Genomic DNA, 13,244 nt, shown 5'->3' with positions numbered 1-13,244 from the left:
CCAGGAAGTTCTCGGTCTTGATCGGTAGCTTCGGCGCCCATGACCACTGCTCAAGCGGAACGGGAAAGCCTTCGGGACCACGCCTCGGCCCTGCCCGAGGGCGTACGCATCGACCGGCCCGAGCTGGCCGACGGCAGCGAACTGTGGCGGCTCGCGAAGGACTCCCAGGCCCTGGACGTCAACTCGCCCTACAGCTATCTGCTGTGGTGCCGCGACTTCACCGACACCTCGGTGGTCGCCCGGGACGCCTCCGGTCGACCGGTGGGATTCGTGACCGGCTACCTCCGCCCCGAGGAGCCCGGTGCGCTGTTCGTCTGGCAGGTGGCCGTCGACGACTCCCTGCGCGGACACGGCGTGGCGAGCGCCCTGCTCGACGCGCTCTCGGCGCGGGTCGAGGAGGCGTACGGGCTGAGCCGGATCGAGACGACGATCACCCCGGACAACCGGGCGTCCGACCAGCTCTTCCGCTCCTACGCGCGCCGCCACGGCGCGGACCTGACGCGGGAGGTCCTCTTCCCCGCCTCCGCGTTCCCCGCGACCGCCGACGACGCCGGGCACGAGCCCGAGGTGCTCTACCGCATCGACCGCCCGGCGGCCTGACCCTCCGCCCGGCTCCCGCCGCACCGGCTTGACCAGCCGCCTTCCGGGCACACGACGACCAGCACAGACGAGAACCACTGGAGAACACGTGACCCTCACCGTGACCCCCCCGACCGTCTTCGAGACCGTCGAATCGGAGGTCCGCAGCTACTGCCGCGCCTGGCCCGTGGTCTTCGAGCGCGCCAGCGGCAGCCGGCTCCACGACGAGCACGGGCGCCCCTTCCTCGACTTCTTCGCCGGGGCGGGCTCCCTGAACTACGGCCACAACAACCCGGTCCTGAAGCGGGCGCTCCTCGACTACCTCGCGGGCGACGGCATCACCCACGGACTCGACATGTCGACGACCGCCAAACGGGACTTCCTGGAGACCTTCCGGACGACCGTCCTGGAGCCCCGCGCCCTGCCCTACAAGGTGATGTTCCCCGGCCCCACGGGCACCAACGCGGTGGAGGCGGCGCTCAAGCTCGCCCGCAAGGTCACCGGGCGCAAGACCGTCGTCTCGTTCACCAACGCGTTCCACGGCATGTCGCTCGGCTCGCTCGCCGTCACCGGCAACGCGGCCAAGCGCGCCGGCGCGGGCGTCCCCCTCACCCACACCGCCCAGATGCCGTTCGACCACTACCTCGGCGGCCAGGTGGAGGACTTCGTCTGGTTCGAGCGGCTCCTGGAGGACCCGGGCTCCGGCCTCGACCACCCGGCGGCCGTGATCGTCGAGACGGTGCAGGGCGAAGGAGGGGTCAACGTGGCCCGGGCCGAGTGGCTGCGCAAGCTCGCGGACGTGTGCCGCCGCCGCGACATGCTCCTCATCGTCGACGACGTGCAGATGGGCTGTGGCCGCACCGGTGACTTCTTCTCCTTCGAGGAGGCGGGCATCACGCCCGACATCGTCACCCTGTCGAAGTCCATCAGCGGATACGGCCTCCCCATGGCGCTCTGCCTCTTCCGCCCGGAGCTGGACGTGTGGCAGCCGGGCGAGCACAACGGCACCTTCCGCGGCAACAACCCGGCCTTCGTCACCGCCACGACCGCCCTCGACACCTACTGGAGCGACGCGGCGCTGCGCGAGCGCACCCTGGGCAGGGCCGACCGCGTCGAGAGCGCCCTGCTCGACCTGTGCGGTGACGACGACCGCACGGGCGTCGCGGTCCGCGGACGGGGCCTGGTGTGGGGCCTGGAGTTCGCCGACGGCGACCGGGCCGAGGCCGTGTGCCGCCGGGCCTTCGAGCTCGGCCTGCTCCTGGAGACGTCCGGCCCGCGCGGCGAGGTGGTCAAGCTGCTGCCGCCGCTGACCGTGACGGACGACGAGCTCGACGAGGGGCTGGGCGTCCTGGCCCGCTCCGTCCGGCACGTCGCCGACCGCCGCACCGCCTGAACCCGTACGACGAAAGGCCCCCTCATGATCGTCCGTTCCTTCGACGAGCTGGAGAACACCGAGCGGCACGTGCGGTCCGCCTCCGGCACCTGGGAGAGCAAGCGCATCGTCCTCGCCCGCGAGCGGGTCGGCTTCTCCCTCCACGAGACGGTGCTCTACGCCGGCACCGAGACCGCCATGTGGTACGCGAACCACGTCGAGGCCGTCGTCTGCACCGCCGGCAAGGCCGAGCTGACCGACCACGAGACCGGCCGGACCTACACGATCACGCCGGGAACGATGTACCTGCTCGACGGGCACGAGCGCCACACGCTGAAGGTCGAGCAGGACTTCCGCTGCCTGTGCGTCTTCAACCCGCCCGTCACCGGCCGCGAGGACCACGACGAGAACGGCGTCTACCCGCTGCTCACCGAGCCGGGCAACGCCTGACACCCCCGGCACGCCGCAACCGAGAACGACGCACGCACGCAACCGGAAAGGGAGACACCAGCATGACCGCCGCCCCCACCCGTCCCGTCGACCTCTACCCCACGCGCGGAGCCCGGGAGGCTCTCGTCGGCCGCAAGGACCCCGTGGTGTGGTCCGACCCCGGCACCCCCGGCCCGTTCTGGACCCGTGAGCTCGAGGAGTACGAGCGCGACGGGTTCGTCACCGTCGACGAGCTCGTCACCGCCGACGAGGTCGTGGAGCTGCGGGCCGAGCTGGACCGGCTCGTCGGCGACCCGGCCATGCGGGACGACGACCGGTCCATCGTCGAGCCCCGCTCCCAGGAGATCCGCTCCGTCTTCGAGGTGCACCGGATCAGCGAGGTCTTCGCCCGGCTCGCCGCCGACCCCCGCGTCGTCGGCCGCGCCCGCCAGATCCTCGGCTCCGACGTGTACCTCCACCAGTCGCGGATCAACGTCAAGCCCGGATTCGGCGCCAGCGGCTTCTACTGGCACTCCGACTTCGAGACCTGGCACGCCGAGGACGGCCTGCCGCAGATGCGGACCGTGTCGGTGTCCATCGCGCTCACGCCGAACCACACCACCAACGGCAGCCTGATGATCATGCCGGGCTCGCACCGGACCTTCCTGGGCTGCGCCGGCGCCACGCCCGAGGACAACTACAAGAGGTCCCTCCAGATGCAGGACGCCGGGACGCCCTCGAACGAGGCCCTCACGACCTTCGCCGAGGCCTGCGGGATCCGCCACTTCACCGGCGCCCCGGGGTCGGCCACCTGGTTCGACTGCAACGCGCTGCACGGCTCGGGCGACAACATCACCCCCTACCCGCGCAGCAACGTCTTCCTGGTCTTCAACAGCGTCGAGAACCTGCCCGAACTCCCCTTCTCGGCCCCCGTCCGGCGCCCGTCGTACATCGCCTCGGACGACTTCACGCCCGTCGGGTGACCTCCCCCTTCCCAGGCCCACCCCACCGGAAAGGCAGGACATGACTCCTCCCGCGAACCTCGGCCGCCGGGGTTTCCTCACCGGCACGGCACTGCTGGGCGGCGCCGCCCTGACGCCCGCGTTCCTGACCGCCTGCAGCCGCACCCAGGCCGGCACGGGCGCCCCCACCGACGACGGCGGACTGCTGGCCTCGCTGAAGGAACAGGGCTTCGTCCGGGTCGGGTTCGCCGGTGAGGCGCCGTACGGCTTCCAGGAGGGCGGGAAGCTCTCCGGCGAGGCCCCCACCCTGCACAGCGAGATCTTCACCGCGCTCGGCATACCCGAACTGCGCCCGACCCTGACGGAGTTCGGCGCGCTGATCCCCGGGCTCCTGGCCGGCCGCTTCGACGTCGTGAGCGCCGGCATGGCGATCACGCCCGAGCGCTGCGCCAAGGTGATCTTCTCCGAGCCCGAGTTCGTCTCGCCCACCGCGCTGATGGTCCGCAGAGGCAATCCCGAGGGCCTGAGCGATCTCGCGTCCTGTGCGGCGAAGGGGGCGACCATCGGTGTGCTGACCGCCGCCGTCGAGACGTCGTACGCCGAGGCGGCCGGCGTGCCCGACGGTTCCGTGAAGACCCTGGCCAAGCAGCAGGACGGACTCGACGCCCTGCTGGCCGGCCGGATCGACGCGTTCGCGCTGACCGGCATCTCCCTGCGGTGGCTCGCGCGGACGAACGCGGGCGCCGCGATCGAGGTGCTGGACCCGTTCGTCCCGGTGGTCGACGGCGTGCGGCAGTTCAGCCCCGGGGGCGCCGTCTTCCGGCCGGGCGCGAAGGGGCTGCGCGACGCCTTCGACCGCGAGCTGGCGAAGATCACGGGCGATCGGGCACGCTACGTCGGGCTGATCGGGCGCTTCGGCTTCACCGAGCGCGAGGTGCCGCCCCGGGACCTGCGCACGGCCCAGCTGTGCCGCGCCGCATGAGGGACCTCCGACATGGCTGACTTCGTCCCCGAACTCGTACGGGCTCTGCCCCGGTTGGGCGAGGGGCTCCTGGTGACCGTCGAGGCGACCCTGCTGGGCGCGGCCCTGGCGTTCGTCCTGGCCTACGCGCTCGGGCTCACCTCGCTGTCGCCGCGGCCGGTGGTGCGCGGCGCCGTGCGGGTCGTCGTGGAGTTCTTCCGGGGCACGTCGTTGTACGTGCAGCTCTTCTGGCTGTTCTTCGCGCTGCCCATGCTCGGCTTCAAGCTGGAGCCGCTCGCCTGCGCCGTCGTGGCCCTCGGGCTCAACTTCGGTGCCTACGGCGCCGAGGTCGTGCGGGGCGCCGTGAACGCGGTGCCCCGCACCCAGACGGAGACGGCGATCGCGCTCGGCATGGGCCCGGCGCTGCGGATGCGACGGGTGATCCTGCCGCAGGCGCACGCCCTGATGATCCCGCCCTTCAAGAACCTGCTGATCCAGCTGCTCAAGGCGACCCCGCTGCTGTCCCTGATCACGGTGGCCGACGTGACCTTCGAGGTCGACCAGCTGCGGTCCGCGACCGGCAGCACCGGCGCCGCCTACCTGCTGTTGCTCCTCCTCTACTTCGGTCTGGCCGCCGTCCTCAGTCTGTCCATGAACGCGGCGGAACGGGCGGCCAAGCGGCGGCTCGGACAGGAAGGTGGCCGGTGATGTGGGACGGCGAAGCGGCACGCGCCGCACTGCCCGTGGTCCTCGACGGCTTCCGCGTCACCCTGCTCGCGACCGTCCTGGGCTTCGCCGCCGCGGCCGTGCTCGGTCTCGTGCTCGCGCTGGGACTGCGCAGCCGCGCCCGGCTGATCGCGCTCCCCGTGCGCGCGGCGACCGGTTTCGTCCGCTCGACGCCGCTGCTGGTGCAGCTGTTCGCGGCCTGGGTACTGGTCCCGGGGCTGGACGCCCTCACCCTCGGCGTCCTCGTCCTCGGGGTCCACTACGCCACCTACCTGGCCGAGGTGTACCGCGCGGGCATCGACGCCGTCCCGAAGGGACAGTGGGAGGCGTGCACCGCGCTGTCGCTGCCGCGCCGGCGGGTGTGGCGGGCGGTGGTGCTCCCCCAGGCGGTACGGAACGTGCTGCCGCCGCTCGGGAACTACGCCGTCTCCATGTTCAAGGAGACACCGCTGCTCTCCGTCATCACGGTGCAGGAGATGGTCCACGAGGCGAACACCTACGGCAGCACGCACTTCGCCTACCTGGAGAGCTTCACCCTGGCCGCCGCCGTCTTCCTGCTCGCGAGCTGGCCGACGTCCGTGCTCGTACGACGACTGGAGGTACGCCTTGCCCGCTGACACCCCGTCCCAGGACCTGCCGCCCACGGCTCCCGGCATGATCCACTTCGACAGCGTCACCAAACGCTTCGGCGACCTCACCGTGCTCGACGACCTCGACCTGACGGTCGAACGAGGTGAGCGTGTCACCCTCATCGGGCCGAGCGGATCCGGCAAGACCACGATCCTGCGCCTGCTCATGACGCTGGAGCAGGTGACCGACGGCGTGATCCACGTCGACGGCCGGCCCTTCTCCCACATGCCCTCCGGGCGGAAGGAGGGCCTGGTCCGGGCGGACGAGCGCTATCTCGCCCCGCGGCGGCGCCGGATCGGCATGGTCTTCCAACAGTTCAACCTCTTCCCCCACATGAGCGTCCTGGAGAACATCACCGAGGCGCCCGTGCACGTCCTGGGCGTGTCCCGGGACGAGGCCAGGGCACGCGGCCGGGAGCTGTTGTCCACGGTCGGGCTCGCCGACAAGGAGGACACCCACCCCACCCGGCTCTCCGGGGGTCAGCAGCAGCGGGTGGCCATCGCCCGCGCGCTCGCGATGGAGCCGGAGATCCTGCTTCTCGACGAGGTGACGTCGGCGCTGGATCCCGAGCTGGTGGCGGAGGTCCTCGACGTGCTCCGGGACGTCGCGTCCGGCACGGACCTCACCATGCTGTGCGTGACCCACGAGATGGGGTTCGCGCGGGACGTCTCGGACCGCATCCTGATGTTCGACCACGGACGGATCCTGGAGTCGGCGCCGCCGGTGGACCTGCTGGAGAACCCGGAGCACGAACGGACGCGCGCGTTCCTCCAGTCGGTGCACTGAACGGCCGCCGCCGTGGACGAGCCGGAGGAACCCGCCCCGGAGGAACTGGTACCCGACGAGGCCGCACCCGACGAGGCGGACGTCGACACCGTGACGGACGCGGTCCTCGCCGCCTCGCGCCTCCTCGTCGCCATCGCCGCCCGCTCCCTGTGCACGGTCGAACACCGCCTCACCCTGCCGCAGTTCCGGATGCTGGTGGTGCTGTCCGCGCTCGGCCCCGCGAAGCTGGTCGACCTCGCGGAGCACCTCGACGTCCAGCCGTCGACGGCGCTGCGCATGGTCGACCGGCTCGTGGCGGCCCGTCTGGTGGGCCGTCGCCACAACCCGGTCAACCGCCGCGAGACCGAGCTGACCCTGACGGTGTCGGGCCGCCGGGTCGTCCGGGAGGTGACCGCCCGCCGCCGCGCCGTCATCGGCACGGTCCTGCGGCGGCTCCCGCCGGCCCGCCGCGCGGCGCTGGTGGAGGCGCTGGACGCCTTCAACCGGGCGGGGCGGGAGCCGCGCGCCGACGGGGGCGGCCCCGGCCCCGACGCACCGGGATGGAGCGACCCCGTCGAGGAGGCGGGCCGGTCGGTCAGCCGGCGAGCGCCGGGATGATCTCCTCGCCGTAGGCGTCGATGGTGGACTCCTTCGCGTCGTGCATGGCGTACACGGCGAACTGGTCCACACCCATGTCCCGCAGCCGGCGCAGCTTCTCGATGTGCGCCTCGACCGGTCCGAGCAGGCAGAAGCGCTCGACGATCTCGTCGGGGACGAAGTCGGTGGAGGGGTTCCCGGCCCGGCCGTGGTGGCTGTAGTCGTAGCCGTGCCGGTCCTTGATGTACGCCGTGAGCTCCTCGGGGACCATGCCGGAGTGCTCCCCGTACCTGCCCACCAGGTCGGCGACGTGGTTGCCGACCATCCCGCCGAACCAGCGGCACTGGTCGCGGGCGTGCGCCAGGTCGTCCCCGACGTACGCGGGCGCGGCCACGCAGACGGTGAGGGCGTCGGGGTCCCGGCCGGCGTCGGTGGCGGCCTGGCGCACGGCCTTGACCATCCACTCGGTGAGGAAGGGGTCGGCGAGCTGGAGGATGAAGCCGTCGGCCTTCTGCCCGGCGAGCGCGAGGGCCTTGGGCCCGTAGGCCGCCATCCACACCGGAAGCCGGCCGTTCTTCACCCACGGGATGCGGAGGGGGTTGCCGTCGACGCTGGCCTCCCGCCCCTCGGCGAGGTCGCGGATGACGTCGATGGCCTCGCCGAGCCGGGCCAGGGTGTTCGGCTTGCGGCCGGCGACGCGCATCGCGGAGTCGCCGCGGCCGATGCCGCACACGGTCCGGTTGCCGTACATGTCGTTGAGCGTGGCGAAGGTCGAGGCGGTGACCTCCCAGGTGCGGGTCCCGGGATTGGTGACCATCGGGCCGACATGCAGTTTGGTGGTGTGCTCCAGGATCCTGCTGTAGATGACGAAGGGTTCCTGCCAGAGCACGGCGGAGTCGAAGGTCCAGCCGTAGCGGAAGCCGTTGCGCTCCGCACGGCGCATCAGGCCGACGACCCCCGAGGCGGGCGGGTCGGTCTGCAGGACGAGTCCGAAGTCCACGTCGGGACCTCCTGGTTCGGTTCGGTGCGGCTCAGTTCAGGTACTGACAGGTGGCTCGGGGGGTGAAGCTGCCGTGCCCGGCGCGGCCGGTGAACTCGCGCTTGTCGATGACGAGTTCGCCGCGGGAGAGGACCGTCTCGACCTGCCCGGTGAGGGTCCGGCCCTCGTAGGCGGAGTAGTCGACGTTCATGTGGTGGGTGGTCGCCGACACGGTCTGGCGGACGTGCGGGTCGTAGATGACGACATCGGCGTCGGCGCCGGGCGCGATCGTGCCCTTCTGCGGGTAGAGGCCGAACATGCGGGCCGGGGTCGCGCAGGCGATCTCGATCCAGCGGCGGCGGGTGATGTGCCCGTCGACGACGGCCTGGTGCAGCAGGTCCATCCGGTTCTCCACGCCCGGGAGGCCGTTGGGGATCTTGGAGAAGTCGCCGCGGCCCAGTTCCTTCTGGCCGGCGAAGCAGAAGGGGCAGTGGTCGGTGGAGACGACCTGGAGGTCGTTGGTCCGGAGCCCCCGCCAGAGGGCCTCCTGGTGCTCGCGCGGGCGCAGCGGCGTGGAGCAGACGTACTTGGCGCCCTCGAAGCCGGGCTCGGCGAGGTTGTCGGTGGACAGGAAGAGGTACTGCGGGCAGGTCTCGCCGAAGACGTTCAGCCCCTTGTCGCGGGCGGCGGCCAGTTCCCGGACCGCTTCGTCGGCGGACACGTGGACGACGTACAGCGGCGCGCCCGCGACCCGGGCCAGCTGGATGGCCCGGTGGGTGGCCTCGGCCTCCAGGAGGACCTTGCGCACCTCGCCGTGGTAGCGCGGATCGGTCTCGCCGCGGGCGAGGGCCTGCTCGACGAGGACGTCGATCGCGATGCCGTTCTCGGCGTGCATCATGATCAGCCCGCCGTTGGAGGCGGAGCGCTGCATGGCGCGCAGGATCTGGCCGTCGTCGCTGTAGAAGACGCCGGGATAGGCCATGAAGAGCTTGAAGGAGGTGATGCCCTCCTCCACGAGCTTGTCCATCTCCTTGAGCGTGTGCTCGTTCACGTCGGAGAGGATCATGTGGAAGGCGTAGTCGACGGCGCACCGGCCGTCGGCCTTCGCGTACCAGGTGTCGAGCCCCTCGCGCAGGGTGTGTCCGACGGTCTGCACGGCGAAGTCGACGATGGTGGTGGTGCCGCCCCAGGCCGCGGCCCGGGTCCCGGTCTCGAAGGTGTCGGAGGCCGAGGTGCCGCCGAACGGCAGCTCCATGTGGGTGTGCGCGTCGACACCGCCCGGGATGACGTAGCGGTCGGTGGCGTCGATGGTCCGCGCCGCGGTCCAGCCGGCGGCGGCGTCCGAGCCGTGGGCGGCCAGGGCGGCGATGCGGCCGTCCTCGATCAGGACGTCGGCGTGCAGCTCGTCCGCGGCGGTGACGACCAGACCGCCGCGGATGAGGGTACGGGTACTCACGGGTCTCCCCCTGACATGGGCCGGGCTGGGGTTGGGGTCGGGTCCTTACAGCGAGCGGAGGGCCTGTTCGAGGATCGAGGCGCCTTCCTCGGCCTCGGCGACGGTGAGCGACAGCGGCGGGGCGATGCGCAGGGAGCTGGTGTTGTGGCCGCCGCCCTTGCCGATGAGGAGACCGCCCTCGCGGGCCGCCTCCAGGACGGCGGACGCCGCCGCCGGGTCGGCCTCGTCGGTGCCGGGGCGGGTGAGCTCGATGCCGATCATGAGGCCCCGGCCGCGGACCTCCCGCACGGCCTCGATGCCGGCCGTGGCACCGCGCAGCCGTTCGAGCAGCAGTCCGCCGACGCGGCGCGCGTTGCCCTGCAGGTCGTGTTCCAGCAGGTGGCCCAGGTTGGCGAGGCCGGCGGCCATGGTGACGGGCGAGCCGCCGAAGGTCGAGATGGAGTTGGCGTCCAGGCAGTTCATCACCTCGGCACGGGCGACGACGCCGCCCACGGACATGCCGTTGCCGATTCCCTTGGCGAAGGTGAGGATGTCCGGCGGCCCGGCCTCGGCGTGCGCCTGCCAGCCCCAGAAGTGGTCGCCGGTGCGGCCCCATCCGGTCTGCACCTCGTCGGTGATCCAGAGGATGCCGTGCCGGTCGAGGACCCGGCGGAAGGCCGCGTAGAGGCCGTCGGGCGGGGAGGTGAAGCCGCCGACTCCCTGGACGGGTTCCGCGATCAGCGCGGCGACGTCGCGGGTGTGGCCGAGCAGGTCCTCCAGGTCGGCCACGCAGGCCTCGATGAACTCGGCGTCGCTGTACCGGGCGTAGGGGCCCCGGGTGCGGACGCCGCCGTGCACGTACAGGGTCTGGAGCGGGGAGAGGCCGGTGGGCGACCAGGACCGGTTCCCGGTGATGGAGACGGTGGAGAACGAACGGCCGTGGTAGCTGTTGCGCATCGCCAGGATCTGGGAGGACCGCCGGTACGCGGTGGCGAGCAGCAGGGCCGTGTCGTTGGCCTCGGTGCCGGAGGTGGTGAAGAAGACGCGGGCGTCGGGGATGCCGGAGAGCGTGGCGATCCGTTCGGCGAGCTCCACCATCGGGCGGTTGAGGTAGAGCGTGGAGGAGTGGATGATGCGCCCGGCCTGCTCGCTGATCGCCTTGGTGACCTCGGGCAGCGCGTGGGCGGTCATGGTGGTGAGGATGCCGCCGAAGAAGTCGAGGTACCGGCGGCCCTCGGCGTCCCAGACGTGGCGGCCCTCGCCGTGGGTGATCTCCAGCGGGTCGCGGTAGTAGAGGGCGACCCAGTCGGGGATGACGGCGCGGTGGCGGTCGTGGAGGCTGCTCACGGCTGCACCAGCCCGTCGTAGGCGTCGGGGCGGCGGTCCCGGTAGAACGCCCACTGCTGCCTGACCTCGTCGATGACGCCGAAGTCGAGGTCGCGGACGATCAGCTCCTCGGCCTTGTCGGAGGCGACCTCGCCGACGAACCGGCCGCGCGGGTCGACGAAGTAGCTGGTGCCGTAGAAGTCGTTGTCGCCGTACTCCTCCTGGCCGACGCGGTTGATGGCGGCGACGAAGTACTCGTTGGCGACGGCGGCCGCGGGCTGTTCCAGCTGCCAGAGGTAGCTGGAGAGGCCGCGCGAGGTCGCGGACGGGTTGTAGACCAACTGGGCTCCGTTGAGTCCGAGTTGGCGCCAGCCCTCCGGGAAGTGGCGGTCGTAGCAGATGTAGACGCCGACCTTGCCGACGGCGGTGTCGAACACCGGCCATCCAGCGTTCCCCGGCCGGAAGTAGTACTTCTCCCAGAAGCCCTTGACCTGCGGGATGTGGTGCTTGCGGTACTTGCCGAGGTAGCTGCCGTCCGCGTCGATCACGGCGGCGGTGTTGTAGTAGAAGCCAGAGTCCTCGATCTCGAACACCGGGACGACGATCACCATGCCGGTCTCGCGGGCGAGGTCGCTCATCCGGCGGACGGTCGGCCCGTCCGGGACGGGCTCGGCCCAGCGGTAGTGCTCCGGTTCCTGCACCTGGCAGAAGTAGGGGGCGTTGAAGACCTCCTGGAACCCGATGACCTTGGCACCCTGCCGGGCCGCCTCGCGGGCGTGCTCCTCATGCTTGGCGATCATGGATTCGGTGTCGCCGGTCCAGGTCGCCTGGACGAGTGCGGCGCGTACGACGTCGGTCATGAGCTGCTCCTTCGGCGCGGCGTCAGAGAGCCTCTACGCCCGTAGACGCGGTGCGTAGGAGGTAGAACGTAAGCCCCGTCACACCCCGGAGCAAGACCGCCGCCGTGAACCGCCGGAGTCGATCATGTTTCATACCCGAGTGGTCCACGTCGGACACTCACCGACACGTCCGGATCTCTTCCGGTACGTCAGACTCCGGCGAGTCCGGCGACCCGGAGGGCGTGCAGGAGGTCCCGTTCCCGCGCCGGGGAGACCGCGCGCGCCGCGGCGAGGAGTTCCGGGACGAGGCCGTGCGGACCGGCGGCGGCGAGCCGGGCTGCGTCCTCGGGGGTGCGGGCCCGGACGAACGCGGTGAGCAGCGCGTGCGCCTCGCGGTGGTGGCCCTCGGCGTGCAGGGCGGCGCAGGCACCGGCGAGCTCCTCGACGGGGCGGGCGATGCCCTGGCGGAGCAGCTGGTCGCAGTCCTGTTCCCGGCCGGCGTCGGCCAGCGCGCCGGCGACGGCGGCGAGCCGGCCGGGCGGCAGCGAGGCGGCCTCCCAGAGCAGGGTGGCCCAGTCGGCTCCGAGCCCGACGCGGTGCAGTTCCGCGGCGACCGCGGGGAGCCAGCCGGGCGGCCCGGCGAGGGCCTCGCACAGCAGCGCGTGGGCCTCGCCGCTGCGGCCCTGGGCGCGCAGCCGCCGGAGCGCGTAGACGGCGTTCGCGGCCGCGCGCGCCGCCTCCGCGGCGACCTCGGCCGGGACCGCGGGGCGGGGTTCGTCCGCGACCGCCTCGCCGCCGCCGAAGCGGGCCCCGCGGGGCGCCGTGCCGCTCACCGGCAGCACGGGCACCGCGACGGCCTCCTGCACGTCCTGCGTCTCGTCCAGCCAGGCGTACCGGGCGCCCCGCGGACGCCGCTTGGGCACCGCCCGGCTCCGGGTCGGCGCCCGGCCCTCCTCCGTGTCGGCACCGGAAGCGGTCGCGCCGTCCGCACGCGGCGGCGCGAGGGCGGCGAGGCGTGCGGTCAGTTCCGCGATGCGTGCCGTGGCGCGGGTGTGGTCGTCACGGGACCAGGCCAGTTCGTTGTCCAGCCGGGGCGCGTCCGCGGCGGCCGGGGCCGCCCGCAGCCGCTCGGCGAGTTCACGCGTGCGGCTCTCGGCGTACCACCGCTCCCGCTCCATCACCGCCAGCCGCTCGCGGAGCGCGTCGGCTCCGCCGGGGCGCCGGTCGTGGGCCGCAGCCGCCGCGCCGTGCAGGGCCCTGGCCCGCGCCGCCCCGGGTCCGGTGCCGTCGTCACCCGCGTCCTGGAGCAGCGACTCGACGACGTCCCAGGGCAGGATCTCTGTCCCGTCGAAGCAGGCACGGAGCCCTTCCGGGTCGCGGTGCAGGAAGACGCCGTACCAGCCTTCGTCCGGCACCAGCCGCGCCGCCAGGTCCCGGAGATGGTGCGCGAACGCACCTACCTCCGGTGGGAGTTGATACACCGTCATACCGTCCGCACCACCCGCGCACTCGACTGGGACCTTCCGGTCCACGGGTATTCGACCCCAGTCGTGTTACGGATCGGCTACGGACTGTTTTCAGGCGGAGCCCGTCCCTCGGCGTTCGGAGGAGGCGGCAGGCGGACGAGGGAAGGGAAGGAGGGAG

14 protein-coding genes are annotated in these 13,244 nt (G+C 72.0%); 9 read left to right on the top strand and 5 right to left on the bottom strand.

Going from position 1 to position 13,244, the window contains the following annotated elements; translation table 11 throughout:
• Window positions 1-39: 39 nt before the first annotated feature.
• From ectA to ACGFZF_RS10810, 9 genes are all read left to right on the top strand, one after another.
• Window positions 40-600, top strand: coding sequence for a diaminobutyrate acetyltransferase (ectA, locus tag ACGFZF_RS10850; RefSeq protein WP_393553113.1), 561 nt, complete (start codon window positions 40-42; stop codon window positions 598-600).
• 88 nt (window positions 601-688) lie between these two features.
• A complete protein-coding gene (gene ectB / locus ACGFZF_RS10845; protein ID WP_393553111.1) occupies window positions 689-1,972 on the top strand; it encodes a diaminobutyrate--2-oxoglutarate transaminase in 1,284 nt (427 codons plus the stop codon).
• 24 nt (window positions 1,973-1,996) lie between these two features.
• The gene (locus ACGFZF_RS10840) at window positions 1,997-2,401 is read left to right on the top strand and encodes an ectoine synthase (RefSeq protein WP_393553109.1); all 405 of its coding nucleotides are present in this window, start codon (window positions 1,997-1,999) and stop codon (window positions 2,399-2,401) included.
• 62 nt (window positions 2,402-2,463) lie between these two features.
• A complete protein-coding gene (thpD, locus tag ACGFZF_RS10835) occupies window positions 2,464-3,363 on the top strand; it encodes an ectoine hydroxylase (protein ID WP_393553107.1) in 900 nt (299 codons plus the stop codon).
• 40 nt (window positions 3,364-3,403) lie between these two features.
• Window positions 3,404-4,324 (top strand): ectoine/hydroxyectoine ABC transporter substrate-binding protein EhuB, encoded by a 921-nt coding sequence (gene ehuB, locus ACGFZF_RS10830; RefSeq protein WP_393553105.1) that lies wholly within the window; start codon window positions 3,404-3,406, stop codon window positions 4,322-4,324.
• A gap of 12 nt (window positions 4,325-4,336) precedes the next feature.
• Window positions 4,337-5,011 carry an ectoine/hydroxyectoine ABC transporter permease subunit EhuC gene (ehuC, locus tag ACGFZF_RS10825; RefSeq protein ID WP_393553103.1) on the top strand — a complete coding sequence of 225 codons (675 nt, stop codon included), beginning with the start codon at window positions 4,337-4,339 and terminating at the stop codon, window positions 5,009-5,011.
• Window positions 5,011-5,646: an ectoine/hydroxyectoine ABC transporter permease subunit EhuD gene (gene ehuD / locus ACGFZF_RS10820; protein WP_356607294.1), complete on the top strand. Its 636-nt coding sequence runs from the start codon at window positions 5,011-5,013 to the stop codon at window positions 5,644-5,646. Before ehuC ends, ehuD begins: the two co-directional genes overlap by 1 nt.
• Before the next feature lie 37 nt (window positions 5,647-5,683).
• The gene (gene ehuA, locus ACGFZF_RS10815; RefSeq protein ID WP_393553720.1) at window positions 5,684-6,445 is read left to right on the top strand and encodes an ectoine/hydroxyectoine ABC transporter ATP-binding protein EhuA; all 762 of its coding nucleotides are present in this window, start codon (window positions 5,684-5,686) and stop codon (window positions 6,443-6,445) included.
• Window positions 6,446-6,457: 12 nt separating this feature from the next.
• Window positions 6,458-7,042 carry a MarR family winged helix-turn-helix transcriptional regulator gene (locus tag ACGFZF_RS10810; RefSeq protein ID WP_393553100.1) on the top strand — a complete coding sequence of 195 codons (585 nt, stop codon included), beginning with the start codon at window positions 6,458-6,460 and terminating at the stop codon, window positions 7,040-7,042.
• Here ACGFZF_RS10810 and ACGFZF_RS10805 read toward each other — a convergent pair.
• From ACGFZF_RS10805 to ACGFZF_RS10785, 5 genes are all read right to left on the bottom strand, one after another.
• Window positions 7,020-8,021 carry a TIGR03842 family LLM class F420-dependent oxidoreductase gene (locus tag ACGFZF_RS10805; RefSeq protein WP_393553098.1) on the bottom strand — a complete coding sequence of 334 codons (1,002 nt, stop codon included), beginning with the start codon at window positions 8,019-8,021 and terminating at the stop codon, window positions 7,020-7,022. The two genes, ACGFZF_RS10810 and ACGFZF_RS10805, sit on opposite strands and share 23 nt — an antisense overlap.
• A gap of 31 nt (window positions 8,022-8,052) precedes the next feature.
• A complete protein-coding gene (gene hydA / locus ACGFZF_RS10800) occupies window positions 8,053-9,456 on the bottom strand; it encodes a dihydropyrimidinase (protein ID WP_393553096.1) in 1,404 nt (467 codons plus the stop codon).
• A gap of 45 nt (window positions 9,457-9,501) precedes the next feature.
• The gene (locus ACGFZF_RS10795; RefSeq protein ID WP_393553094.1) at window positions 9,502-10,782 is read right to left on the bottom strand and encodes an aspartate aminotransferase family protein; all 1,281 of its coding nucleotides are present in this window, start codon (window positions 10,780-10,782) and stop codon (window positions 9,502-9,504) included.
• Window positions 10,779-11,621, bottom strand: a complete 843-nt coding sequence (locus ACGFZF_RS10790; protein WP_393553092.1) for a nitrilase-related carbon-nitrogen hydrolase — start codon at window positions 11,619-11,621, stop codon at window positions 10,779-10,781. Before ACGFZF_RS10790 ends, ACGFZF_RS10795 begins: the two co-directional genes overlap by 4 nt.
• 188 nt (window positions 11,622-11,809) lie before the next feature.
• Window positions 11,810-13,087, bottom strand: a complete 1,278-nt coding sequence (locus ACGFZF_RS10785; protein WP_393553090.1) for a UL36 very large tegument protein — start codon at window positions 13,085-13,087, stop codon at window positions 11,810-11,812.
• Window positions 13,088-13,244: the final 157 nt, after the last annotated feature.

This window comes from Streptomyces sp. NPDC048338 (assembly GCF_043201055.1).
In the GTDB taxonomy this organism is placed as follows: Bacteria; Actinomycetota; Actinomycetes; order Streptomycetales; family Streptomycetaceae; genus Streptomyces.
This window is presented reverse-complemented; position numbering and strand designations above follow the sequence as displayed.

Coding starts and splice junctions, on each gene's coding strand:
- ACGFZF_RS10785 (WP_393553090.1), bottom strand. CDS start 13,087: ATGACGGTGTATCAACTCCCACCGGAGGTAGGTGCGTTCGCGCACCAT.
- ehuB (WP_393553105.1), top strand. CDS start 3,404: ATGACTCCTCCCGCGAACCTCGGCCGCCGGGGTTTCCTCACCGGCACG.
- ehuC (WP_393553103.1), top strand. CDS start 4,337: ATGGCTGACTTCGTCCCCGAACTCGTACGGGCTCTGCCCCGGTTGGGC.
- ACGFZF_RS10840 (WP_393553109.1), top strand. CDS start 1,997: ATGATCGTCCGTTCCTTCGACGAGCTGGAGAACACCGAGCGGCACGTG.
- ACGFZF_RS10790 (WP_393553092.1), bottom strand. CDS start 11,621: ATGACCGACGTCGTACGCGCCGCACTCGTCCAGGCGACCTGGACCGGC.
- ehuD (WP_356607294.1), top strand. CDS start 5,011: ATGTGGGACGGCGAAGCGGCACGCGCCGCACTGCCCGTGGTCCTCGAC.
- ectA (WP_393553113.1), top strand. CDS start 40: ATGACCACTGCTCAAGCGGAACGGGAAAGCCTTCGGGACCACGCCTCG.
- thpD (WP_393553107.1), top strand. CDS start 2,464: ATGACCGCCGCCCCCACCCGTCCCGTCGACCTCTACCCCACGCGCGGA.
- ehuA (WP_393553720.1), top strand. CDS start 5,684: ATGATCCACTTCGACAGCGTCACCAAACGCTTCGGCGACCTCACCGTG.